A 21,973-nucleotide genomic window follows, 5' to 3' on the forward strand; every position below is an offset into this window, starting at 1 on the left:
CTAGCCGATCCAGGTGTCGTGCAACTGGATGCGGCTGCCCGAGTCGAAGTCGAGGCTGTGCACCTTCTTCGACACGGCCAGCTGGGTCTGGAGCTCCACCACCGGCACGTTGTACGCGTTCTGCACGATCAGCTTCTGCACCTCGTCCACCAGCTGCTCGCGCTTGGCGGTGTCCGTGGTCGCGGCCTGCCCGGACAGCGCCGTGTCCAGGGAAGTGGCGGGCAGGCGGTAGAAGTTGGCCAGCCGGGAGGAGAAGGAGGTACGCAGGATGTCCGGGTCGGAGCGGGTCACGTTGCTCCACACCAGGTCGAAGTCACCGCCCTGGAGCGTGGTGGCGAACTGGCTGACCTGACGCTGCTTGAGCACCACGTCGATCCCGACGGCCTTCAGCTGCTGCTGGACCAGCTCCAGTGCGGGCTGGTTGGTGGCGGCGTTGGGGAACCAGCTGATGGTCAGGCTCAGCCTCTTGCCGTCCTTGGCGCGTATGCCGTCACTGCCGGCTTTCCAACCGGCCGCTTCCAGCAGGGACTTCGCCTTGGCCGCGTCGAAGGCGAGGTCCGAGGAGAGGTCGGTGTAGTCGGGCGTGGTGTGCGCCAGGACGCTGGTCGCCGGCTGGGTGCCGGTCGGGAACACGGTGTCGGCGATCTGCTTGCGGTCGATGGCCGCCAGGATCGCCTGACGCACCTTCACGTCCTTCAGCAGCGGCCGCGAGTTGTTGACGCCGAGCCCGAAGGCCACGCCGGGGTTGGCCCGGCGCAGCAGGGTGACCTGACCGCCCCCGAGCGCCGCCTCGTTGGCCTTGCCGACGCTGCTGATCGCGTCCACCTGCCCGGACTGGAGGCTGCCGGCCCGCACCCCCGCCTCGGGGATGACCTTGAAGACCAGCTTGTCCAGGTAGGCCTCGCCCTTCTTGGACCACAGCGAGGAGCCCCAGTCGTAGCCGGTGCGCTTGGCCAGAGTGATCGACTGGTTCTGGACGTACTGCCTGAGTACGAACGGCCCCGACCCGATCACACCGTCGCTGCACTTCTGCTGCGGGGTCTTCTTCACGCTCGGCGACGACTCGATGCCCAGCGAGTGGGTCGAAGTCGCCTGGAGGAACTGGGCGTTGGGCTCCTTGAAGGTCACCTTGACGGTCAGCGGGTCCACCGCGGTGGTGCTCTTGACGCCGCTGAGATAGCCCTGGGCGAGGACCCCGAGGGCGCCGAGCTTCGGCACCGCGTCGAAGTTGTCCTTGACCACCTGCGCGGTCAGCTGGGAGCCGTCGCTGAAGGTGACGCCCGAGCGCAGATGGAAGGTGAACTCCGTGGCGTCGGCGTTGATGTCCCAGCTCCTGGCGAGCCACGGCACGATCTTGCCGGTGCTGGGGTCCTGGTCGGTCAGGGAGTCCACGGTCTGGCGCACCGAGTAGATGCTCTCGTTGCTGCCGACCTGCTGTGGATCCACGCAGCCGACGTCGGAACCCACCGCGAAGGTCAGGGTGCCACCGGACTTCGGCCGGTTGCTTCCGCTACCGGGGTCGTCGCCCGAACCGCAGGCGGTCAGCAGTACACCGGTGGTCAGCAGGGCGGCGAGGGGCGCCCAGCGGGGGGCTCTGAAAGCCGGAAGTGCGTTCACGGAGGGTTCTCCTACTCGTGTCACCAGGCAAGAAGGCGCCGTACAAGGCACGACCGTGCATGGGTGTGCGGCCCCGGCCGGTACCAGACCGGTGGCGGGGAAGCGCTGTGCAGACAGGGATCAGGGCGGAGCGGGGTCAGCCGCAGGCGGGTGCGGTGACGGCCGGTGCGTGCCGGACTACGACCGGCGGAAGGGGCCGTCAGGCCTGACAGAGGCAGCTGGTCGAGCGCTTGAGGTCGATGTGGCGCCGACGCGAGAGCCGGGAGAACACGGTGGCGCCGGCGAAGCGGGCGCTGAGGTCACCACCGTGGCGCATGCCGGTCCTCCACATTTCCGGCCCCGGTCACGGGGCCACGCGCTTGCGGGGATCGTCGGTGATCCCGCCGGGCTTTCACCTGGAGCACCCCACCGCGCGGGAGGGTTGCCGGTCAGCGAGCCAGGGCTTGACGCTGACACTCAATGCCGTTCGTGATCGTACGGAGGGCTCTTGTCGTACGTCAATGCCGGAAATCGACGCCCTGCAGGGGCAGTCGGACCGGCACCGGGTCCGGCTCAGGCACCGCCGCGCTCGCGGGGGATCTTCTGGCCGGCCTCGATCGCCACCGGGAGGCGGTTCTCGGCCGGGGGCAGCGGACAGGTGGCCAGGTCCGTGTAGGCGCACGGCAGGTTCGCGGCGCGGTTGAAGTCCAGGACGACCGTACCGTCGGCGGCGGGCGGCTCCAGGATGAGGGCCCGGTTGGCGGCGTAAGTGGTGACCCCGGAGGTCTCGTCGGTGAAGAGCACCATCAGCCGGTCCGCACCAGGGCCGGGGAACGCGGTCAGCGACAGCGGGCGCCCGTCCAGCTCGAACTCGACCCTGCCGGGAGCGTCGTACACATGCTCAAGGCCCTCGACCGCGGCGCCCACGGTGGTCGGCCGCGGCGTGTCGAAGGGGATGTAGCGGCCCGTCACGGCCCAGCGCGGGTCGGGGGCGTACGCGGGCGTTCCGGTGAAGGCCGTGCGCAGCGGCGCGTCCGGGTGCCGGGGGCGCACGATGTCGTTGCCGCCGCGCTTGGCGACCTCGATGACGGCGTCTCCCCAGACCGCGTCGACGCCGCCGCGTTCGGGAAGCACGCCGAAGTGGTGTTCCCCGTGCACCGGCGTTCCGCCGACGACCAGTTCCTCGCCGTCGTCGAGGTCCACGACGACCCCGTCGGGGCCGGTGCGCCACGCACCCGGCGCGTCCGGGAAGCGCCGGGGCCGGTCGTCGAGCCAGTGCAGGCCGGTGATCGCCAGGAACCCGTGCGGGCCGGCGAGCCGGGCCTCCTGGGCGCGGTACCACTCCAGCCAGTTCTCGGTGAAGGCACGGAAGTCGGTCGTCGTGGCCTCGGTGGTCATGGGTTCTCCTTCGTCACGGGGGTGCAGGGGGGCCGGTCGGGCCGTCGGTTCGACCGGCGTGCTCAGCGGGCCAGTTCGCCGAGGAGTCGCCAGGTGCGTCGGCGGTCGGCTTCTCCCGCGATCTCGGTGCCCGAGAACACGACCTCGGTGGCGCCGGCATCGCGGTAACGGCGTATCTCGGCCTCGACGGTCTTCTCGTCGCCGATCACGGCCAGGTCGGCGGCCCGCCGACCGCCGGAGAGTTCGATGACCCGGGCGTAGGACGGGATCTGTTCGTAGAACGCGAGGTTCTCGGTGGCCTTGGCCCGCACCGCCTCCACGTCGTCGGTGACCACGCCGGGCACCAGGGCCACGATCCTGGGCGCGGGACGACCGGCGGCCTCGGCGGCTGCGGTCAGGGCGGGCGCGATGTGGTCCGCCAGGGCGCGCGGTCCCGCCAGGTAGGGCAGGATCCCGTCCGCCAGCTCACCGCTGACCCGCAGCGCCTGTGGCCCCATCGCGGCGACCAGCAGGGGGACACCGCTCTCGGCACCCGGTACCCGTGCCGGGACCGGGGTGGTCGCGGTGAGCAGCTCGCCGTGGAAGTCGGCCGTGCCGGTCTCGGTCAACTGCCGCAGTGCGGTGAGGAATTCACGCAGGCGGGCGATGGGGCGTTCGAAGGGCAGGCCGAAGCCGGTCTCCGTCAGCAGTTTCGTGCCCAGGGCCAGGCCGAGGTGGTAGCGGCCATGGGTCGCGGCCTGGGCGGTCTGGGCCTGGCTGGAGACCAGCAGCGGGTGGCGGCCGAAGACGGGGATCGCGGAGGTGCCGACCTGCAGTCCGGGCACCTCGCGTCCGACGATCGCCGCGAGCTGGGGTGAGTCCGCGCCGAAGGTCTGCCCGAACCAGGCCGACCGCAGACCGGCGACCGCGGCCTCCTGGGCCAGTTGCACGGTGGCGTCGACCTGGTTCGGCGCGTCGGACGCGTTGAGCGCTACTCCAACAGTCATGTCAGTCAGAACGGGCGTCGGCCGGGCCGCATTCCGGTCCGTGTGTGACAGCTTCTTGTCAGTCATGTGTACTCAGTCCTGAGCGGAAGGGCCGTCCCGGTGCTCATCCGCCTGCCGTCGGTCCCGCGCGGACCGGTGCGTGAGAGGTTCGCGCAGGCCGAGGTTCTCGCGCAGGGTGGTGCCCCCGCGCGGCGGCGTCGGCGATCAGCGGCCGCCCCCAGGCACGGGCGGCCTCGGGGCGTTCCTCCTCCGTCACCACCCACTCGGCACGACCGGCGGAGATGTGGTCCCGGGACGCCAACTGGCGGGAGATATGGAAGGGTTCGGCATACGTGACCGGGACGACGGGCGCGATCCCGACGGTGCTCGTGGACGCTGCGACGAAGGCCGCCCGCTCCACCGCGCCGATACGGCCCACCGGACTCGGTGAGGCGCCGGGCGGCAGCACGCCGTCATCCAGGGTGATCAGGGTGAACCCGGCGTTCTCGGCGATGGCGGCGACCTGGGCCACGCGGCGCGGTGTGAGCAGCTGATCGGGGGAGTGGGCGGCGCGGCGCCAGGCCGCGGGGTGGGCGCCGTCGCCGTCGATCTCGACGGCGAGGTGCAGGGCGGGGCCGGTCAATGGGGTTCCTTCCGGGAAACACGAGGACTCGCGGCCACAGGGCCACGACGAGACAGCCGGCGGAGGAGGTGGTCGCACATGGCGGAGGGGCGTCTCACCGCTGGGACGCCTGCGTGCCTTCTTGCGCCTCGACCGCGCGGATCTTGCCCACCGTCGCCGTCGACGGCGACGGTGGGCGAGCCGTACCGAGCGGCGGCCGTCGACCGGCGCGGAGGTGCTGCGTGTCCGCAATGCAAGACCTGTCCGGAAAGCATTGACCAACGTGGTGGCCGTCTGCTGGACTCGCGTCCCATGAACCCGCGCGTGGACCTGACCCGGCGGCGCCACATCGATCTGGCGCACGTCTCCAGCGCGTTTTGTTGTCACTGACCCGGCAAGTGGTCGCCGGCATCGGCCGGTGTGCGTAGTCGGCGTGCGCCGGGCCGGGGCGGTGTGAAACCGCCCGCACTGCGATGCTTCCCCACCGGATCGTCGTATCCGCCTCCTGTGAGCGCTCAGCCTCGTATCAGCCGGAAGCCTGTTCGCGCACGCCGACCGGGTCGCTGAGAACGCGGCCGTAGCGGTCCTGCGACCACGCTTTTTCTCTCCGGCCCGGCCGATTCGGCGTTCCGCGTGCTGGGTCGATCAGCCCTGCGCGCTACCAGCGCCTTCATCCAACTGCCCGCACGCCTTGGTGTGCCCATCCGTCCGGGAGGGACCCCCTCATGCCTCCGTCCATCCGTAAGCTCACCGGCCGTATCGGCGCAGTCGTCGAGGGCGTCGACCTCGCGGCGCCACCGGACTTCTCGACGATCACCACGCTCCGGGACGCCCTCAACGAGCACAAGGCGATCGTGTTCGACGGCGTGCGGCTCGACAACGCCGGCCAGGAGCGTGTGGCCGGGTGGTTCGGCGAGCTGACGACCGCTCATCCGAACGTGCCGGCGGCAGACGGCACGACGAACGTGCTCGCCGTCGACAGTGAGACGTCCAAGGCCAACGAATGGCACACGGACGTCACCTTCGTTGTCAACCCGCCGCAGCTCACCACGCTCCGGTCGATCGTGACCCCGCCGTACGGAGGCGAGACGCTCATCGCCAACGCCGCCGCGGCCTATCGCGACCTCCCCGAACCGCTGCGCTCCCTTGCCGACACGCTGCGCGTCGTGCACACGAACCAGTACGACTACGCGCGCCCCGCGGCCGTGACCGCCGAACGGCAGGAGTACGACCGTGTCTTCGTCTCGACGCCCTACGAGGCCGAGCACCCGGTCGTGCGGGTGCATCCGCTGACGGGTGAACGCGGTTTGTTCATCGGCGGGTTCGCCAAGCGGATCGTCGGGCTGTCGGGCAGTGACTCGGTGGATCTGCTGCGCATCCTGCAGTCGTACGTGACCCGCCCGGAGAACATCCTGCGCTGGACCTGGTCCCCGAACCAGCTGCTGATCTTCGACAACCGGATCACCCAGCACTACGGGGTGGACAACTACGACGACCACCCGCGCCGCCTCAACCGGGTGACGGTCGCGGGTGAGGTGCCGACCGGTGTCGACGGCCGCCGCAGCGAGCAGCTCGTCGGCGATTCCTCGCACTACAGCAGTGTGTTGGCGGAGGCGGCATGACCGAGCTCAGCCTCAAGGCGGCGGCCGTCACCGAGCGCCCGGACGCCGAGACGGCGAGCGCGCGGGAACGCGAGGTGTTCCTGCCGCGCGACGCCCGCCGAAGCACATCACTCAGCACACTCCGCGAGCGCCTGCGCTGGCCGCTGGGCATCTACACGACTCCGGTCGCGATCCTCATCGCCTGGGAGGCGCTCGCCCGGGCCGGAGTGGTGTCGAAGACCTACGCCCCGGCGCCGACCTCGATCGTGAAGTCAGCCGCCGATCTGTGGCAACAGGGCGTCCTCGGGCCCGACTTGGCCATTTCGCTGCAGCGGGCCGGCATCGGTCTGGCGATCGGTCTGACGGTGGGGATCGTCACCGGCGTGCTCGGCGGGCTGCTGCGCAGCGGCGAGTACCTGTTCAACGGCCTCGTGCAGGTGCTCAACACGATCCCCCTCCTCGCCGTACTGCCGTTGATGATCGTGTGGTTCGGCATCGACGAACTCACCAAGGTGCTGCTGATCTCCTTCGGCGCCGGCGTCCCGATGTATCTCAACCTTTTCGCCGCGATCCGGGGCGTCGACCAGCGGCTGATCGAGATGGCGCGCACGACGGGTGCGGGCACCTGGCGCCTGGTGACGCGGGTGCTCGTGCCCGGAGCCCTGCCGGGGTTCCTGGTCGGCCTGCGGTTCTCCCTCGCATACAGCGTCCTGGGCCTGGTCGCAGCCGAAACGGTCAACGCCGACAAGGGACTCGGCTTCCTCATCACTCAGGGGCAGACCTATCTGCAGACCAACCAGGTCTTCGTGGGGCTGGTGATCTACTCGCTCCTCGGTCTGCTCGCCGACCAGTTCGTCCGGGTTCTCGAGCGGGTGCTGCTGCGGTGGCGGCCCAGTTATGAGGCGTCATGAGCAGCACGATCGCGACGGAGCGCCGTCGGCAGACCGGGGTCGTCGTCGAGCAGGTGGTCCGTCGGTTCGGTGACCGGGTGGTGCTCGATCACCTCGACCTCACCCTCGCCGACGAGGAGTTGGTGATCCTGCTCGGCCCCTCCGGCTGCGGCAAGAGCACCCTGCTGCGGCTGCTCGCCGGCCTTGACCGGCCCGACGGAGGGCGCGTGGAGGTCCCGGCACGGCGTGCGATCGTCTTCCAGGCCGACCGGCTGCTGCCGTGGCAGCGGGTGTTGCGCAACGTCACGCTCGGCCTGCACGGACCCGACGCGGAACAGCGTGCCCTCGATGTGCTCGCCGAGGTCGGACTCTCGGGCCGCGAGAAGGCCTGGCCCAAGGAGCTCTCCGGTGGCGAGGCCCAGCGGGTGTCGCTCGCACGGGCCCTGGTCTCGGAGCCCGAACTCGTGCTGCTCGACGAGCCGTTCGCAGCCCTCGACGCCATCACCCGGCTGCGCATGCACGACCTGGTACGGGCGCTGCGGACCAAGCACCACGCCGCCATGCTGCTCGTCACTCACGACGTCGACGAGGCGATCGCCCTGGCGGACCGCATCGTCGTCATGAGCAACGGACGCATCGACACCTCGCACGAGGTTCGCCTCTCCGCCGTGGACCGCGAAGCGAGCGTCGCACGGGAGGAACTCCGCGCCCGGCTCCTGGCAGATCTCGGCCTCGCCGGCCAGCACTGACCTGCCCGAACACTCTTCCCCCAAGCACAGAAAGCACGACAACCCATGCGAAAGAGAACCACCAGACTCATCGGCGCCGTCGGCTCGCTCGCCCTGGCGGGCACCCTCGCCGCCTGCGGATCGTCGTCCTCGGACAGCACCGCGCCGCTGAGCAACGCCGCCGCAGCGAGCGACGCCAAGCACCCCGAATGGAGCAAGTACACCTTCACCATCGGCGACAACGGCGGCGACGGCAGCCAGGAACTGGCGAAGATCACCGGCGTGTTCGGCAACGCGCCGTACAAGGTGAAGTTCGCCCGGTTCACCTACGGGCCGCCGCTCGTGCAGGCCGCCGCCTCGGGCGACATCGACCTCGGCAGCGTCGGCGACGTGCCGCCGATCACCGGTGCCGCGAAGGAGTACAGCTTCAAGGTCGTCGCCGTCAACCGCTCACTCACACCGACCCAGTCGAACGAGAACATCATCGTGCCAAAGGGCTCGAAGCTGAAGACGGCCGCCGACCTCAAGGGCAAGAAGATCGCCGTTCCGCAGGGCAGTTCGGCCCACGGCCTGGCCCTGAACGCGCTGAACAGCGTCGGCCTCACCCCAAAGGACGTGAAGCTGACCTTCCTCGACCCGGCGGCCGGCGCTACGGCGTTCAGCACCGGCAAGGTGGACGCATGGTCGATCTGGAACCCCCAGTCCGCAATCGCGGTCAAGAACGGCGCGCGGATCCTGGTGAAGGGACTCCCGCCGATCGACCAGACGAGCAGCTACTACGTCGCCAGTGACACGTCGCTGAAGGACAAGACCAAGCGCGCGGCTCTCACGGACGTCCTGAAGAGGCTCTCGCGAGAGTTCGCCTGGGCCGTCAAGAACCCCGACCAGTACGCGCAGGCGCTCTCGAAGGAGCAGGGCATCCCGCTGGCCGACGCCAAGGCGTCCCTGGCCGCCTACTCGAACCGGGTGACCCCGGTGGAACAGTCGGACATCGAGCTGGAGCAGAAACTCGCCGACGCCTTCCTGGAGGCGGGACAGATCACCAAGAACGTCGACGTCAAGTCGATCACCGACAACCTCCTGCCGGCCGGTTACGACAGCTCCAAGCTGAAGGTCACCTCATGAGCGCGAGACGGCGTCGGCTCCATCTCAACGCCTTCCTCATGGAGGCGGGTCACCACGAGGCAGCGTGGCGGCTCCCGCACAGCAATCCCCGGGCGGACTTCGACCTGCGGCACTGGATCGAGCTGGCGCAGCTGGCCGAGAGCGCCAAGTTCGACTCGCTGTTCCTCGCGGACGGCCCGGCGCTCATCGACACCGGCGAGTTCCGCCCGCCCGGCCAGCTCGAACCGCTGACGCTGCTGACCGCGCTCTCCCAGGCGACCAGCAGGATCGGCCTCATCGCGACCGTGTCCTCGACCTACAACGAGCCGTACAACCTCGCCCGCCGGCTCGCCTCCGTCGACCACGTCAGCGGCGGCCGCGCCGGCTGGAACATCGTCACCTCGGCCGGGGCGGACGAGGCGGCCAACTTCGGCCTCGACGACCGTCCCGGCCACGCCGAACGCTACGCCCGCGCCGACGAGTTCCTGAAGGTCGCCAAGGCACTGTGGGACAGCTGGGAGGCCGATGCCGTCCTCGCGGACAGGGCCACCGGACGTTACGCTGACCCCGCGCGTCTGCACCGCCTCGACCACCGGGGCTGGTACTTCAAGGTGGCCGGCCCGCTCAACGTCGAGCGTCCCCCGCAGGGCTACCCGCTGCTCGTCCAGGCCGGCTCCTCGGAGGACGGCAAGGACTTCGCGGCCCGCCACGCAGAGGCGATCTTCACCGCCCACACGACGTACGAGCGCGCCGCCGCCTTCTACGCCGACATCAAGGCGCGGACCAGGGCCGCGGGCCGCGACCCGGACGGTGTGATCGTCCTGCCCGGCATCGTCCCGTACATCGGGTCGACCGAGGAGGAGGCCCGGGCGCTTGCCCGGCAGTTCGACGAGCTGCGCGTTCCGGAGTACGGGCTGCGTCAGCTGGCCGCCGTGTTCGAGACCGAGCCGTCGGTCTTCGAACTCGACGAGCCACTGCCGGACTTCATCCTCGCCAGGCCGAAGCTGGAAGGCTCGCAGAGCCGCTCCGACCTGATCACCGATCTTGCGGTGCGCGAGCAGCTGACGGTCCGGCAGATCATCTCCCGGCTGGGCGGCGGGCGCGGTCACTTCGAGTTCATCGGGACGCCCGAGCAGATCGCGGACACGATCATCGCCTGGTTCGAGGGCAGTGCCGCGGACGGGTTCAACATCATGGCGCCCGCCCTGCCGTCGGGTCTGGCGGCCTTCGTCGAGCATGTGCTGCCGATCCTGCGCGGCAAGGGGCTGTTCCGCGAGGAGTACGAGGGTACGACCCTGCGTGAGCACTACGGGCTGCCGGTCCCGGCGAACCAGTTCCATGGCTGACCCGCTCGCGACTCCCGCCGCTTCCCGGAGCGGCGGGAGTCTGCCTGTGCTACGGGTCGAGGGCCTTCGCAAGACCTACGAAGACGGCTTCACCGCGGTGGCTGGTCTCGACCTGGAGATACGGACGGCGCCTTCTTCGGCCTGCTGGGCCCGAACGGCGCCGGGAAGACCACGCTGATCGGCTCGGTGTGCAACATCATGCAACGGCGCCTCGTCCTCGCGCGGGCCCTCATGCACCGGCCCCGCCTGCTCATCCTCGACGAGCCGACGGCCGGCGTCGACGTCGAGCTGCGCTCGGAGATCTGGTCTGTGGCGGCATCCGTACGGGCAGCAGGTGGCCCCCGCCGCCCAGGTCCCCTTCGCCGATGCCGGGCGGAACTGCGCTGCTGCGCCCCCGGATCAGGGACGACCACCCGGCCGCCCGCCATCGCGAACTCGTCATCCGGGGGCGTGAATCAGCCGGAATACTCCAGCTTCCCTAGTTTTCCTATCGGATTACTAGGAAAATGCTTGCTGTAGGGACAGCCGCAGTCGCATGAAGCGGGTGAGGATATGACGGTGACGGCGGACGAGGTGACCGACGCGCGGGCCGGGCATGCCGACTGGCTGCACATAGCCCGTGAGATGGCGGACGACCTGGCCACGGACGCGGCCGAGCGCGAACAGGCCGGCAAGGCACCGCTCGACGAGGTGGCGCGATTGCGCGAGTCGGGACTGCTGACACTGCCGGCACCGGCCGAACTCGGGGGAGGGGGCGGGGACTGGCGTACGGCCTACGCGGTCATCCGGACGGTCGCCGCGGCCGACGGGGCCATCGGCCACCTGCTGGGCAACCACTACTTCCTGTCCTGCAGCGCCCGGTTCTTCGCCGACCGCACCCGTGCCGCCCGCATCGAGCGGGAGTCGACGGCGGGGCAGTGGTGCTGGGGAGGCGGTATCGCCTCACACGAACCACCACTCATCCTGACCCCCACGTCGGGCGGCTATCTGCTCAACGGCTACCAGAGGTATGCCACCGGAGTCGGAGTCGCCGACCGGCTGGTGGTTCGAGCCGCCAAGTACGGCACCGGTGAGCCGTTGGCCGTCCTGGTCGACCCCGCCCGCTCGGGCGTCGTGATCGGCAGCAGCGGGGACGCATTCGGCCAGCGGCTGGCGGCCGGTGGCGGCGTGGAGTTCGATTCCGTGCGGGTCGCGGCCGACGATGTGCTCGGCTCCCTCTCGCCGGACGAGGGCGTCCTGTCTCCCTTCGCCTCTCTGGCCGCGCCGACCGCGCGTCTGGTCTCCGTCCACTTCTGTCTTGGCGTGGCAGAGGGCCTGCTGGCCGAGGTTCGCGAGTACGGAAGGGGCATGAGGTCCCCCTGGCAGCCGTTCTCGCCTCAGCCCTGGCCGGACAGCCCGCCGCACGATCCGTACGCGCTGACCGTGTACGGCGAGCTCACCGTCGTCGCACGTGCCGCGTCCGCCCTCGCCGAGCAGGCGGTGGATGCCCTGGTGCATGGCCTCGAACAGGGCGAGGATCTCGACGACGAGGAGTGCGCGGAGATCGCCGTCCTCGCGAGCGTGGCCGAGTCTGCCGCCTCCCGGGCCGCGCAGGAGATCACCACCCGAGCCCTGGACGTCCTCGGCGCCGACGCCGCCTCCGCGCGGCACGGCTTCGACCGCTTCTGGCGCAACGCCCGGACACACACCCTGCGCGAGCCGGTCGCCCACAGACTGCGCGAGGTGGGCGACTACTTCCTCAACGGCGCGCACCCACCCTTCGCCCTTCCAGCCTGACCGGGACGGCGACCGGTGCGGGGGGCCGACACGACAGTGATGGATAATCGCGGCATGCGGATCTCGGCGCGGGCGGACTATGCGGTGCGGGCGGCACTGGAGCTGGCCGCAGCAGGGAGCGAGGCCTCGCTCAAGGCCGAGGCGATCGCCGCGGCGCAGGGCATCCCGCACAAATTCCTGGAGGGCATCCTCGGCGACCTGCGCCGGGGCGGTCTTGTGGTCAGCCAGCGGGGCGGCAAGGGCGGCTACCGGCTCGCCCGCGCGGCGGAGTCGATCGCCATCGCCGACGTCATCCGCGTGGCGGACGGCCCCCTGGTCTCGGTGCGGGGAGTGCGCCCACCCGAGCTCTCCTACTGCGGTCCGGCGGAGTCGCTGCTGCCGCTGTGGATCGCCGTACGCGCCAACGTCCGCAAGATCCTCGGCGAGGTCACCCTCGCCCACGTGGCCGCGGCCAAGTTGCCCGACGAGGTCGTGAGCCTCGCGGAGGACCCCGAGGCCTGGACGAATCCCTGACCGACACCACCCTGGCGCATCCGGACCACCCGAGCGGCCACAACACCTGCGCGGGCGCCGTACTGACCATTCTGTCGGTGCTCGCAGGTCCGTGTACCGTCCCGTTCCCACTGACCAGCCTCACCGCGCCGGGCGTGACCCGGACCTACACGGGACGCCCCTGGCCGCACGGCAGATCGCGGTCACAGCGCCCGCGCCGCATAGGCCCTGACATCCGCGTCCGAGTCCGTCGTCGCGGTGGTCAGGGCGGCTCGGGCGTCCTCGACGGCACGGTGCCGGGTCAGGGCCAGTACGGCGGCCTTGCGGACGTCGGCGTTCAGGTCGGTGAGGGCCTTGGCGAGGGCCGGCACGGCCAGGTCGGAGTCTGCGACGGACAGAGCGGTGGCGGCGCCGGCCCGGACCTGCCAGGCCGGGTCTGACAGGGCCGCATCGGCGCGTGCAGCCAGGCCTGCCGGGCAGCCCGTCGTGCCCAGAGCCTCGTAGGCGGCCCCCCGCACCAGGGCGTCGGGATCGTCGATGAGCGCGGCGAGGGCCGAGCGGGCCATGTCCGAGCCTGTGTCCATGGTGGCCAGAGCCTTGGCGATCGTGACGCGGACCTCGCGGGACGGATCGACGGCCGCTGCGCGGGCCACCTCTGCGGAGGCGTCGACCGACACCAGCGCGCGCACGGCCGCGATGCGTACGGCGATGTCGGAATCCGACAGGGAGTGCGCGAACAACTCTGCGTCACCGAGTCGCAGGGCACGCAGCACGTCCAGTGCGGCGGCACGGACGGCGGCGTCGGCCTCGGACAGGGCGGCGGCGAGACCGTCGCGCAGCGCCGGTTCCGGCGGCAGCGTCTCGACCAGTTCGCGCAGTGAGGCGACTGCGGCGGCGCGGACGCCGGCGTCGGGATCGATGAGCGCCGAGGCCAGTGCCGGTCCGGTGCCCGGCGGCACGATCTCCGTCAGGACCGTGACGGCCGTTCGGCGCACGCTGGGCTCGGGATCCGTCAAGTACTCGGCGAGCATGGAGAGATCAGGCTCGTCCTCTGCGAGAGAGAGGAGTGCGAGCAGGCGAGGTGTGGCCTGCGTGTCCGCGTCGGCCCGGGGGTGGGCGGCTGTGTCGGCCACGGTGGGTTCCTGCCGCAACGCCACCGGCGCCGCTTCCCGGGCGCCTGCTGTCGCCACAGGTTCCGGGTGGACCTCGCCGATGTGCCGGGAGGGGCCGCCGGCCGGGGTGAAGCCGTCGACCGGGACCAGGTAGGGAGCCACGGGACGGGCCGTGAACTCCATAGCGCCAGAAGGGGACTTGTACAGGTCGAGGTGGTGGAACCAGAACGCGTCATCGCGCCGCGGGTGGTCGATTCGGTCGTGGTAGAGGCCCCAGCGGGACTCGGTGCGGGCCAGGGAGGCGCGTGCGGCCATCTCCGCGCAGTCGCGGATGAAGGTGACCTCGGCGCAGCGCATGAGTTCGTGCGGGGTCCGGGCGCCCATCGCGGCGATATCGTCCCGCATCCGCTCGAAGGCTTCCAGGGCCAGGGAGAGACGGGCGCCGGACTTCGGCGGGGCCACGTAGTCGTTGACGAAGCGGCGCAGCTTGTACTCGACCTGGGGCTGCGGTGGGCCCTCCGAGTTGCGCAGCGGGCGGTAGATCAGCTCGTGCGCCTCGCGCAGCTGGTCCTGCGGCAACTCGCCCTCGTAGGCCTGGTACTGGGTGGCATCCGCCCCCGCCAGGTCACCGAACACGAACGCGCCGATCATGTAGTTGTGCGGAACGCAGGCCAGGTCTCCGGCGGCGTACAGGCGGGGGACGGTCGTACGGGCGTGGTCGTCGACCCGTACGCCGGAGGCCGAGTGGCCGCCGCACAGGCCGATCTCGGAGATGTGCATCTCGACGTCGTGGGTGCGATAGTCATGTCCGCGGCCCGAGTGGAACGTGCCACGCGTCGGGCGCTCGGTCGAGTGCAGGATCGACTCCAGGGCCGAGATCGACTCCTCTGGAAGGTGGCTCAGCTTCAGGTAGACCGGGCCCCGGTCGCTCGCGATCTCGGCCGCGAACTCGGCCATCATCTGCCCCGACCAGTAGTCGGAGTCGACGAAGCGTTCGCCGTGCCGGTTGACCTGGTAGCCGCCGAAGGGATTGGCGACGTAGGCGCAGGCGGGGCCGTTGTAGTCCTTGATCAGTGGGTTGATCTGGAAGCACTCGATGCCGGTGAGTTCGGCGCCCGCGTGGTAGGCCATGGCGTAGCCGTCGCCCGCGTTGGTCGGGTTTTCGTAGGTGCCGTAGAGGTAGCCGGAGGCGGGCAGGCCGAGGCGGCCGCAGGCGCCGGTCGCCAGGATCACGGCGCCCGCGCGCACCACCACGAACGCGCCGGTGCGGGTGTTGAAGCCGACCGCCCCCACCGCCCGCCGGTCCGCACCGTCGCCCGCCGTCAGCACCCGCACCGGCATCACCCGGTTCTCGATGCGGATCCGCTCGCGCATCTCGCGCCGCCGCAGCTGCCGGTACAGGACCTTCTTGACGTCCTTGCCCTCCGGCATCGGCAGCACATAGGAGCCGGAGCGGTGGACCTGGCGGACCGCGTACTCGCCGTGCTCGTCCTTCTCGAACTTCACGCCGTACGACTCCAGCCGCTGCACGATGGCGAAGCCGCGGGTGGCGGTCTGGCGGACGGTGGACTGGTCGACGATGCCGTCGTTGGCGCGGGTGATCTCGGCGACGTAGTCGTCGGGCTCGGCGCGGCCGGGGATGACCGCGTTGTTGACGCCGTCCATGCCCATGGCGAGGGCGCCGGAGTGACGGACGTGCGCCTTCTCCAGGAGGAGGACGTTCGCGCCGTGCTCGGCGGCGGTCAGGGCCGCCATGGTGCCGGCGGTGCCGCCGCCGATGACGAGGACGTCGCAGGTCAGTTCCTCGGCGTCGGTGAGAGCGGGGATCCGCAGGGACTGCGAGGGGGTGTTCGCGCGGGGGTTCACCGGTGTGCCTTTCACGTGCCGAGCGAGGTGAGGACGTCGCGGCGCAGGGCCACGCGGGCCGGGTCGCCGAGGGCCGTACGGTCGCGCGGGTGCGGTACGTCCCGTACGGCGAGCAGGCGGCCGGCGCCGAGCAGGGCCACGCGGTCGCCGAGGAACAGGGCCTCGTCCACGTCATGGGTGACGAAGACGACGGTCGCGCCCGTGCCCCGCAGCACCTCCACCAACAGGTCCTGCATGCCGGCCCGGGTCTGGGCGTCGAGGGCGCCGAACGGCTCGTCCATGAGGACGGCGCGCGGACGCCCGGCCAGGGCGCGGGCCAATTGGGCGCGCTGGCGCTGCCCGCCGGAGACGCGATGCGGCAACTGGCGTGCGTGGTCGGCGAGTCCGACGCAGGCCAGCCACTCCTCGGCCTGGACGCGGCGCTCGGAGCGCGGGACGCGGCGGATGGCGAGCGGGAGTTCCACGTTGGCGCGCAGGGTGCGCCAGGGCAGGAGGGCGTCCTCCTGGAAGATCAGGGCGCGTTCGGCCGAGGGGCCGGCCAGGGGGTGCTCGTCCTGGTCGATCTCTCCGGCCAGTGGGGGCAGCAGGCCCGCCAGGCTGCGCAGCAGGGTCGACTTGCCGCAGCCGGAGGGTCCGACGACGGTGAGGATCTCACCCCGCGCGATGTCCAGCTCGACGTCGGCCAGAACAGGCGCGTCGGGGCGGCCGAGCGTGGCGGCGTGGAGGATGAGCCGGGTGCCGCGTGCGGACGACGGCGCCTGGTCCACCGTACGGAGGCCGGGCTCGGTGTCAGACGAGGTGCTCATCGCGTGCCTCCTCGGTGTCGGAGGGCTGGTCGGTGCGGACGGGGGCGGGGGCCGGCCGGGCGGGCGCGAGCGTGCGCGGTGCCGTCGGCCGGGTTCCGGGGACGTACGACGTGCGGGGCAGCCAGCGGGTCAGGCGTCGGCCCAACAGTTCCACCGCCGTGGAGGTGAGCCAACCGAGGACGCCGATCGTGACCATGCCGACGAAGACACCGGGGTAGTTGACGATCGTGTAGTCCTGCCAGGTGCGGTAGCCGACGCCGTACTGGCCGGAGATCATCTCGGCGGAGATCACGCAGATCCACGAGACGCCGATGCCGACCGACAGACCGCCGAAGATGCCGGGCAGCGCGCCCGGCAGGACGACCGAGCCGAGGATGCGCCACCGGCCGCCGCCCATCGTGAGCACGGCCTCCTCCCACACGGGGGTCAGCGCCCGGACGGAGTGCCGGGTGGAGACCAGGACCGGGAAGAAGGCCGCGGTGAAGGTGATGAAGACGATGCCCTGTTCGTTGGAGGGGAAGAGGAGGATCGCGACGGGCACCAGGGCGATCGCCGGGATCGGGCGGACCACTTCCAGCAGGGGGCCCAGCAGATCCTCGGCCAGTCGCGAGCGGGCCACGAGCACGCCGCCCGCCACGCCCAGCACCGCCGCCAGCAGGAAACCGGTGACGATGCGGGTCAGGCTGTCGGTGAGGTCCGTCCAGTAGTCCGCCCCGGACAGGCGGTCGGCGAAGGCGTGGGCCACGTCGGTGACCGTGGGGAACTGCGAGAAGCGCAGCCACAGGTCGATGTCCAGGCTGGTCAGCAGCTGCCAGAGGCCGAGAGCGGCCGCGACGGCGGCCACCCGCAGCGCATACCGGCCGATCGGCGGGAGTGGCCGCCGGTAGTGGCCCGCTCGCGGCGCGGGCGGGCTCATGCGGCACGCTCCAGGGCGTCGGCGTAGGTGATGACGCGGGCACCGCCGTGCGCGGATACATACGCCTGCGCGGTTGCCGGGGCGACGAACGGCAGGAGCTTCTCGCCGTCGGTCACCCAGACCGCCTTGTCGGCGAACCAGAGGGTGCCGGTGGTGGCGTCGGGCACGTAGGCGGCGCGGATGCCGTCCCGGTGGGCGGCCACGTACGTCAGGAGCTCCGCCGGGGACTTGAAGGCCTTGGTCTCCTCGGCGCCCTTCGGCCATGCCTCGCTCGCGGCCGCCGGGGGAGTGGCGGCGAGCTGCTTGTCGTACGACGTGCCGAGGGCCTTCTTCACGTACTGGTCGTCGACGAAGGAGTCCACGTCCACATCACCGGTCAGCTTCGCCGCCTTCAGGACCGACACGTCCTGCTTCAGCGCGGAGACGAGCTGCGGCTTGACGGCCGGGTCGAAGGTGGAGATGCCGTGGGCGCCGTTGTAGAGGTAGACGACCTCGGCGGGCAGGCCGGTGGCCTTCGCGACCTTCTCGGCAGCGGCCACGGGATGGGTGTCGAGGTAGTCGGTGGCCTCGGCCTGGGCCTTCAGGAAGGCCTCCAGCACGGCCGGGCTGTTCCTGGCGAAGTCCTCGCGGGCGGTGACGCCGTGGAAGGTGGGCAGGTTCAGCTGGGCGCCGTCGTAGAGGGCCTTCGCCTTGTCCTGGTAGGTGAGCAGGCCGGGCCAGGCGACGAACTGCGACAGCGCGTCCGCGCTGCCCGCGGTCAGGGCCGACGCGCCGACGGCGGGCTGCTGGTTGAGCTTCTCGATGCCGTCGTTCGGGTCGATGCCGGCGCGCTGCAGGGCCCGTACGAGGGTGCCGTCGGCGGCGGAGCCGACGCTCGTGGAGACCTTCTTGCCCTTGAGGTCCTTCAGGGAGGTGAGCTTGGAGTTGGGCGCGGTGACGATGGTGTTGAGGCCGCCGCGGAGGTTGTAGCCGGTGATGGAGACCAGGTGGGTGGGGCGGTTCAGCTGCTTGCCGCGGGCGGCGTTGATGAGCAGCGGGAAATCGCCCATCGAGCCGATGTCGACCTTCCCGGCGGTCATCTGGGCCGTGATGGGGGCGCCGGTGGCGTAGTCCTGCCAGTCGACCTTGTAGGTGCGGCCGTCGTGGAGGGAGTTCAGCTGCTTCTCGAAGTAGCCGAGGGAGCGCAGGAGGGTGCCTGCGGTGACCGTGTTGATGGTCTTGGACTGGTAGCCGACGGTGACCGTGACGGTGGAGCCGCCGGCGCCGGCCGCTCCGTTGGCGCCGCAGGCGGTGAGCGGCGCGAGGAGCAGGGCAGCGGCGGCGGCTGCGGCAAGTGCTGTGTGTTTCATGGGAGTTCGGCCTTTCACCGGAGCAGGTAGGGAATGTTCACCATCACGGCTCCGGTGGGACAGCGGGCCGCGCACGGGCCGCAGTACCAGCACTCGTCGACATGCATGTACGCCTTGCCGCTGCTTTCGTCGATGGCGAGGGAGTCCAGCGGGCACATGTCCACGCAGAGCGTGCAGCCGTCGATGCACTTCGACTCGTCGATGGTCACGGGCACGTCGGCCCGCTGAGGCGCCAAGGGCATGGCTGTCTCCAGGAATGTGCGCGAGCGGGGTGTTTACAGGGACCGGTGCAGCAGACCGCTCATCGAGATGCGGTCGCCGCGGAAGCGGATGAATTCCAGGTCGACGGGTCGCCCGTCGGCGAGGTACGTGAGACGTTCCAGCATCAGGACGGCCGCACCGCGCGGTGCCTGCAGTACGGCGGCGGAGTGGGCGTCGGCGTTCACCGCCTCAAGGCTGATCTCGGCGTGACCGAGATGCCGGCCGGTGAGTGTCTCCAGGAGCCGGAAGATGTCCGTGTTCTCCAGGTCCTCACTGAGCAGGGCGGTGCCGATGTCGAGGGGGATGTACGTGAGGTCGAGGGACAGGGGTAGGCCGTTCAGCCGGCGCAGACGTTCGATGTAGAGGACGTCGGTGCCGGGTGGGACGTGCAGGCGGTCGGCCACCGGGGACGGGGCGGGAGCGGGGCCCACGGTGCGGACCTCGTTGGTGACATGGCCGTGTTCACGCAGGGTTTCTGCGAGGCCCATCAGGCGGTCGAGTCCGTGGGGGTACTTCTGGGCCACGACGACCGTGCCGACGCCGGGGAGGCGTTCGACGAGGCCCTCGGCGCGCAGCAGGTCGAGGGCTTGACGAACGGTGTTGCGGGAGGCGCTGTAGTCCGTGGCGAGGGTCGTCTCGTGAGGAAGCGCGCCGTCCGGGAACCCCCCGGCCAGGAGCTGGTGGCGGAGCAGGTCGGCGAGCTGGCGAGCCCGGTCCGCACGCAGCCGCCGCCGCGCACGGTGGGCCGCGACGGTGGTCGCGCCCTGGCCGGCGTGGTCTCGGATGCGATCGGCGGGTGACATGTTTCGGACCATACCTATCTGGTAGGGAAAGCGGTGTTGCTGGAGTGTTGCGCCACCTGACACATGACCAGATGCCCGCCTGAACTGGGGTTTCGTCGGACAGACAGGGAGATCTGCCAGCGCCGGGCCCACGGTCCATGAGAGCAGACGAGGCGCTCAGCGCGAGATTTCGCAAAGCTGACTACGCGCCTGAACGCGGGCAGGACCTGCCTCCTCCGCACACGACAACACCGGCCCGCGTGCGGCGATGTGCTTATGCGGGGCCGGTGCCGTGTGCGCGTGGCTGAGGGGGTAGGGCGCGCACTCCGTGTCGATCGGGATCCGTTCGCTCAGCGGGTCACGAGCAGGCCGCAGCTGCGCAGCACCCACCGCTCCAGCGGGCTGAAGATCAGCAGGTCGATGGCGATGCCGACGAGCAGGATCAGGAAGATGGCCAGGAACACCTGCGACATGCTGGAGTTGTTGCGCCCGTTCTCCAGCAACTGGCCCAGACCGACGCCCAGATCGGGCGAGGACTCCCGAGTGCACCATCCGGCCGATGCCGATGCCGTAACGGCAGTAGCCTGCGGTGAAGGGAGGCCTGTTATGCCCGGGTGGATCGATCCCCGGTACCCCGACCTGGTTGCGGCGTGGAAGCGTGCGCAGCAGCCGGACTCACGTGACCCGGAGCGGGTCGCCCCGCTCCTCTCGTGGGGCGGCCGTCATGCTGAGGCGGTCACCGATTCGTTGCCTTTAGGGGCGCGGTGGAGATCTCTTCCAGGGACCGTGCACGGGTGTCCACTCCCGACAGGGTGACCGCGACGGTGGCGAGGGTGAGCGGCACCGCGCCGAGCAGCGCGGTGGTACGGAGAGACGGCGGAGCCACGGCCGCCGCGACCACAGCGATCATCAGCACGCCGCCGACCTTGGTGACCGCGGCCGTGAGTCCGGAAGCCTGCGAGCGAACCGCCGTCGGATACACCTCCGCCGTATAGGCACCGAGGACGGCGACGGCCGAGCCGGCCGACCAGATGGGGACGGCGAGCAGCAGGTGCAGCGGCAGTGGGTGCACGGCGATCCGGTCGCCCACCGTTGCCAGTGCCGCCATGGCGGCCGCGGTGCAGGCGCCCAGGAGGACGAGTGTGCCCTTGCTGCTCCACCGTCCGTACAGCCAGGCGATCGCGAGGTTGAAGGGCAGTCCCTGCAGAGCCGCGTCCCGCAGGGTGGAGTCCGCGGTCAGTTCGGTGAAGCCCAGGCGCTGCAGGTCGGTTGGGATCCACAACTGGAAGCCGTAGGTCACCAGGCCGATCCCGAGGGCGAGTACCACCAGGGGCAGGCCGACTCTGGTGTAGGGCGCCCGTAGGAGCTTCAGACAGCCGTCGCGGGGCGCGGCCGCGGGGACGTTCGCGAGAGAGGGCGGGGCGGAGGCCAACCGGGCGCCGTAGCGTGCCAGCACGGCCTCGGCGTCGGCGCGCCGCCCGCAGGCCGCGAGAAAGCGCGCGGACTCCGGGATCCAGCGGTTGAGCAGCAGCAGGACGACGCCCGTGGGCAGTCCGAGCAGCCACAGCACACGCCAGCCGAAGTGCGGCACGAGCAGTGAGGCCGCCCAGCTGGTCAGCACATAGCCGCCGGCGGTTCCGACGCCGCCGATGAGGACGACGATCCAGCCGCGCTGCCGGGTCGGCACGGTCTCCGTCAGCAGGGTGAAGGTGAGCGGGAGCATGCCGCCCGCGCTCGTCCCCATCAGGAAGCACATGAGGATGTTCATCCAGAACATCGGCATGGCTCCGCAGACGGACGTCGCGAGAAAGACGACACTGGCCAGCAGGATGGCGGGGCGGCGGCCGATGCGGTCGCCGAATCTGCCCCACAGGAAGGAGCCGATGACGGTTCCGCCGATTCCGGAGAGCGGCAGCAGCGCGACGGGCAGGCCGCCGTGCGGATGGACCGCCGAACGCAACCCGTATTCCTTGGCCACTCCCGGTACGACGAAACTCAGCGTCATGGGCTTCATGACGTCGACGGCCACGGCGAGCGTCATCACCACCGCCAGCGCCCAGTGTGCTCGTGTCAGCGGTACGTCGTCGGTGAAAGTCACCCGGAGTGGTTCCTGCCCGTCGTCGCCGGCCGTCCGGCGGGGGCCGACGATTCCGTAGGCGCACGCCGCCACCCCGGCCAGGATCAGCGTCATGCTGATCACCATGAGCGGGCTCGAGTCGCTGCCCGCCATGGAGGCCGGATGCCTCGGCGGGTGGGCGAGGTGCCCGTACATCGGCAGATGGCCCAGCGTGCCCGCGAGGCACAGGAGGGCGCCGCACCAGAACCAGCCCGGCCGAGCGAAGCCGACGCGATGTCCCATGGAT

20 protein-coding genes, 1 pseudogene and 1 riboswitch are annotated in these 21,973 nt (G+C 70.6%); of the genes and pseudogenes, 8 read left to right on the top strand and 13 right to left on the bottom strand.

The genetic code is table 11. The annotated features are described in order from the left end of the window. From M878_RS79695 to M878_RS79710, 5 genes are all read right to left on the bottom strand, one after another. Nucleotides 1-1,617 carry an ABC transporter substrate-binding protein gene (locus M878_RS79695; RefSeq protein WP_023551188.1) on the bottom strand — a complete coding sequence of 539 codons (1,617 nt, stop codon included), beginning with the start codon at nt 1,615-1,617 and terminating at the stop codon, nt 1-3. A gap of 199 nt (nt 1,618-1,816) precedes the next feature. Further along, complete coding sequence (locus M878_RS000000101495; RefSeq protein WP_342452735.1) at nt 1,817-1,948, bottom strand: putative leader peptide; 132 nt, start codon at nt 1,946-1,948, stop codon at nt 1,817-1,819. 19 nt (nt 1,949-1,967) lie between these two features. After that, nucleotides 1,968-2,081, bottom strand: a riboswitch (SAM riboswitch). Nucleotides 2,082-2,169: 88 nt separating this feature from the next. After that, nucleotides 2,170-2,994 (bottom strand): DUF1684 domain-containing protein, encoded by an 825-nt coding sequence (locus tag M878_RS79700; RefSeq protein WP_023551190.1) that lies wholly within the window; start codon nt 2,992-2,994, stop codon nt 2,170-2,172. 62 nt (nt 2,995-3,056) lie between these two features. Next, nucleotides 3,057-3,980 (bottom strand): LLM class F420-dependent oxidoreductase, encoded by a 924-nt coding sequence (locus M878_RS79705; RefSeq protein ID WP_031226265.1) that lies wholly within the window; start codon nt 3,978-3,980, stop codon nt 3,057-3,059. 103 nt (nt 3,981-4,083) lie between these two features. Further along, nucleotides 4,084-4,602 (bottom strand): LLM class flavin-dependent oxidoreductase, encoded by a 519-nt coding sequence (locus M878_RS79710; protein ID WP_023551192.1) that lies wholly within the window; start codon nt 4,600-4,602, stop codon nt 4,084-4,086. A 704-nt stretch (nt 4,603-5,306) separates the two neighbouring features. Between M878_RS79710 and M878_RS79715 the strand changes: the two genes are divergently transcribed. The 8 genes from M878_RS79715 to M878_RS79745 all read left to right on the top strand — a co-directional run bounded on the left by M878_RS79715 (nt 5,307) and on the right by M878_RS79745 (nt 12,539). Next, complete coding sequence (locus M878_RS79715; RefSeq protein WP_023551193.1) at nt 5,307-6,203, top strand: TauD/TfdA dioxygenase family protein; 897 nt, start codon at nt 5,307-5,309, stop codon at nt 6,201-6,203. Continuing rightward, nucleotides 6,200-7,093: an ABC transporter permease gene (locus M878_RS79720; RefSeq protein ID WP_023551194.1), complete on the top strand. Its 894-nt coding sequence runs from the start codon at nt 6,200-6,202 to the stop codon at nt 7,091-7,093. The genes M878_RS79715 and M878_RS79720 overlap by 4 nt, the downstream gene beginning before the upstream one ends. Continuing rightward, the gene (locus M878_RS79725) at nt 7,090-7,821 is read left to right on the top strand and encodes an ABC transporter ATP-binding protein (RefSeq protein ID WP_023551195.1); all 732 of its coding nucleotides are present in this window, start codon (nt 7,090-7,092) and stop codon (nt 7,819-7,821) included. Before M878_RS79720 ends, M878_RS79725 begins: the two co-directional genes overlap by 4 nt. A gap of 45 nt (nt 7,822-7,866) precedes the next feature. Then, on the top strand, nt 7,867-8,925 hold the full coding sequence (locus tag M878_RS79730) for an aliphatic sulfonate ABC transporter substrate-binding protein (RefSeq protein WP_023551196.1): 1,059 nt from the start codon (nt 7,867-7,869) through the stop codon (nt 8,923-8,925). Further along, nucleotides 8,922-10,250 (top strand): LLM class flavin-dependent oxidoreductase, encoded by a 1,329-nt coding sequence (locus M878_RS79735; RefSeq protein ID WP_023551197.1) that lies wholly within the window; start codon nt 8,922-8,924, stop codon nt 10,248-10,250. Before M878_RS79730 ends, M878_RS79735 begins: the two co-directional genes overlap by 4 nt. Before the next feature lie 231 nt (nt 10,251-10,481). After that, a complete protein-coding gene (locus tag M878_RS000000101500; RefSeq protein WP_425347939.1) occupies nt 10,482-10,769 on the top strand; it encodes a hypothetical protein in 288 nt (95 codons plus the stop codon). 105 nt (nt 10,770-10,874) lie between these two features. Further along, nucleotides 10,875-12,026, top strand: a complete 1,152-nt coding sequence (locus M878_RS79740; protein WP_425347940.1) for an acyl-CoA dehydrogenase family protein — start codon at nt 10,875-10,877, stop codon at nt 12,024-12,026. Between the two features lie 54 nt (nt 12,027-12,080). Continuing rightward, the gene (locus M878_RS79745) at nt 12,081-12,539 is read left to right on the top strand and encodes an RrF2 family transcriptional regulator (protein WP_023551199.1); all 459 of its coding nucleotides are present in this window, start codon (nt 12,081-12,083) and stop codon (nt 12,537-12,539) included. 182 nt (nt 12,540-12,721) lie between these two features. Here M878_RS79745 and M878_RS79750 read toward each other — a convergent pair whose 3' ends face one another. From M878_RS79750 to M878_RS79780, 8 genes and pseudogenes are all read right to left on the bottom strand, one after another. Further along, the gene (locus M878_RS79750; RefSeq protein WP_023551200.1) at nt 12,722-15,496 is read right to left on the bottom strand and encodes a fumarate reductase/succinate dehydrogenase flavoprotein subunit; all 2,775 of its coding nucleotides are present in this window, start codon (nt 15,494-15,496) and stop codon (nt 12,722-12,724) included. An 11-nt stretch (nt 15,497-15,507) separates the two neighbouring features. Next, nucleotides 15,508-16,302 carry an ABC transporter ATP-binding protein gene (locus tag M878_RS79755; RefSeq protein WP_023551201.1) on the bottom strand — a complete coding sequence of 265 codons (795 nt, stop codon included), beginning with the start codon at nt 16,300-16,302 and terminating at the stop codon, nt 15,508-15,510. Continuing rightward, a complete protein-coding gene (locus tag M878_RS79760; protein WP_023551202.1) occupies nt 16,286-17,218 on the bottom strand; it encodes an ABC transporter permease in 933 nt (310 codons plus the stop codon). Before M878_RS79760 ends, M878_RS79755 begins: the two co-directional genes overlap by 17 nt. Then, complete coding sequence (locus M878_RS79765) at nt 17,215-18,567, bottom strand: ABC transporter substrate-binding protein (protein WP_023551203.1); 1,353 nt, start codon at nt 18,565-18,567, stop codon at nt 17,215-17,217. Before M878_RS79765 ends, M878_RS79760 begins: the two co-directional genes overlap by 4 nt. A 14-nt stretch (nt 18,568-18,581) precedes the next feature. After that, the gene (locus M878_RS79770; protein ID WP_023551204.1) at nt 18,582-18,809 is read right to left on the bottom strand and encodes a 4Fe-4S dicluster domain-containing protein; all 228 of its coding nucleotides are present in this window, start codon (nt 18,807-18,809) and stop codon (nt 18,582-18,584) included. 33 nt (nt 18,810-18,842) lie between these two features. Next, nucleotides 18,843-19,631: a GntR family transcriptional regulator gene (locus tag M878_RS79775; protein WP_023551205.1), complete on the bottom strand. Its 789-nt coding sequence runs from the start codon at nt 19,629-19,631 to the stop codon at nt 18,843-18,845. 329 nt (nt 19,632-19,960) lie between these two features. Then, nucleotides 19,961-20,146, bottom strand: a pseudogene (locus M878_RS95075) (ABC transporter permease); the annotation flags it as partial. A 200-nt stretch (nt 20,147-20,346) separates the two neighbouring features. Next, nucleotides 20,347-21,969 carry an MFS transporter gene (locus M878_RS79780; RefSeq protein ID WP_023551207.1) on the bottom strand — a complete coding sequence of 541 codons (1,623 nt, stop codon included), beginning with the start codon at nt 21,967-21,969 and terminating at the stop codon, nt 20,347-20,349. Nucleotides 21,970-21,973: the final 4 nt, after the last annotated feature.

The sequence above is a fragment of the Streptomyces roseochromogenus subsp. oscitans DS 12.976 genome, assembly GCF_000497445.1.
Lineage (GTDB): Bacteria > Actinomycetota > Actinomycetes > Streptomycetales > Streptomycetaceae > Streptomyces > Streptomyces oscitans.

Coding starts and splice junctions, on each gene's coding strand:
- M878_RS000000101495 (WP_342452735.1), bottom strand. CDS start 1,948: ATGTGGAGGACCGGCATGCGCCACGGTGGTGACCTCAGCGCCCGCTTC.
- M878_RS79700 (WP_023551190.1), bottom strand. CDS start 2,994: ATGACCACCGAGGCCACGACGACCGACTTCCGTGCCTTCACCGAGAAC.
- M878_RS79705 (WP_031226265.1), bottom strand. CDS start 3,980: ATGACTGTTGGAGTAGCGCTCAACGCGTCCGACGCGCCGAACCAGGTC.
- M878_RS79715 (WP_023551193.1), top strand. CDS start 5,307: ATGCCTCCGTCCATCCGTAAGCTCACCGGCCGTATCGGCGCAGTCGTC.
- M878_RS79720 (WP_023551194.1), top strand. CDS start 6,200: ATGACCGAGCTCAGCCTCAAGGCGGCGGCCGTCACCGAGCGCCCGGAC.
- M878_RS79725 (WP_023551195.1), top strand. CDS start 7,090: ATGAGCAGCACGATCGCGACGGAGCGCCGTCGGCAGACCGGGGTCGTC.
- M878_RS79730 (WP_023551196.1), top strand. CDS start 7,867: ATGCGAAAGAGAACCACCAGACTCATCGGCGCCGTCGGCTCGCTCGCC.
- M878_RS79735 (WP_023551197.1), top strand. CDS start 8,922: ATGAGCGCGAGACGGCGTCGGCTCCATCTCAACGCCTTCCTCATGGAG.
- M878_RS000000101500 (WP_425347939.1), top strand. CDS start 10,482: ATGCACCGGCCCCGCCTGCTCATCCTCGACGAGCCGACGGCCGGCGTC.
- M878_RS79740 (WP_425347940.1), top strand. CDS start 10,875: ATGGCGGACGACCTGGCCACGGACGCGGCCGAGCGCGAACAGGCCGGC.
- M878_RS79745 (WP_023551199.1), top strand. CDS start 12,081: ATGCGGATCTCGGCGCGGGCGGACTATGCGGTGCGGGCGGCACTGGAG.
- M878_RS79755 (WP_023551201.1), bottom strand. CDS start 16,302: ATGAGCACCTCGTCTGACACCGAGCCCGGCCTCCGTACGGTGGACCAG.
- M878_RS79760 (WP_023551202.1), bottom strand. CDS start 17,218: ATGAGCCCGCCCGCGCCGCGAGCGGGCCACTACCGGCGGCCACTCCCG.
- M878_RS79765 (WP_023551203.1), bottom strand. CDS start 18,567: ATGAAACACACAGCACTTGCCGCAGCCGCCGCCGCTGCCCTGCTCCTC.
- M878_RS79770 (WP_023551204.1), bottom strand. CDS start 18,809: ATGCCCTTGGCGCCTCAGCGGGCCGACGTGCCCGTGACCATCGACGAG.
- M878_RS79775 (WP_023551205.1), bottom strand. CDS start 19,631: ATGTCACCCGCCGATCGCATCCGAGACCACGCCGGCCAGGGCGCGACC.
- M878_RS79780 (WP_023551207.1), bottom strand. CDS start 21,969: ATGGGACATCGCGTCGGCTTCGCTCGGCCGGGCTGGTTCTGGTGCGGC.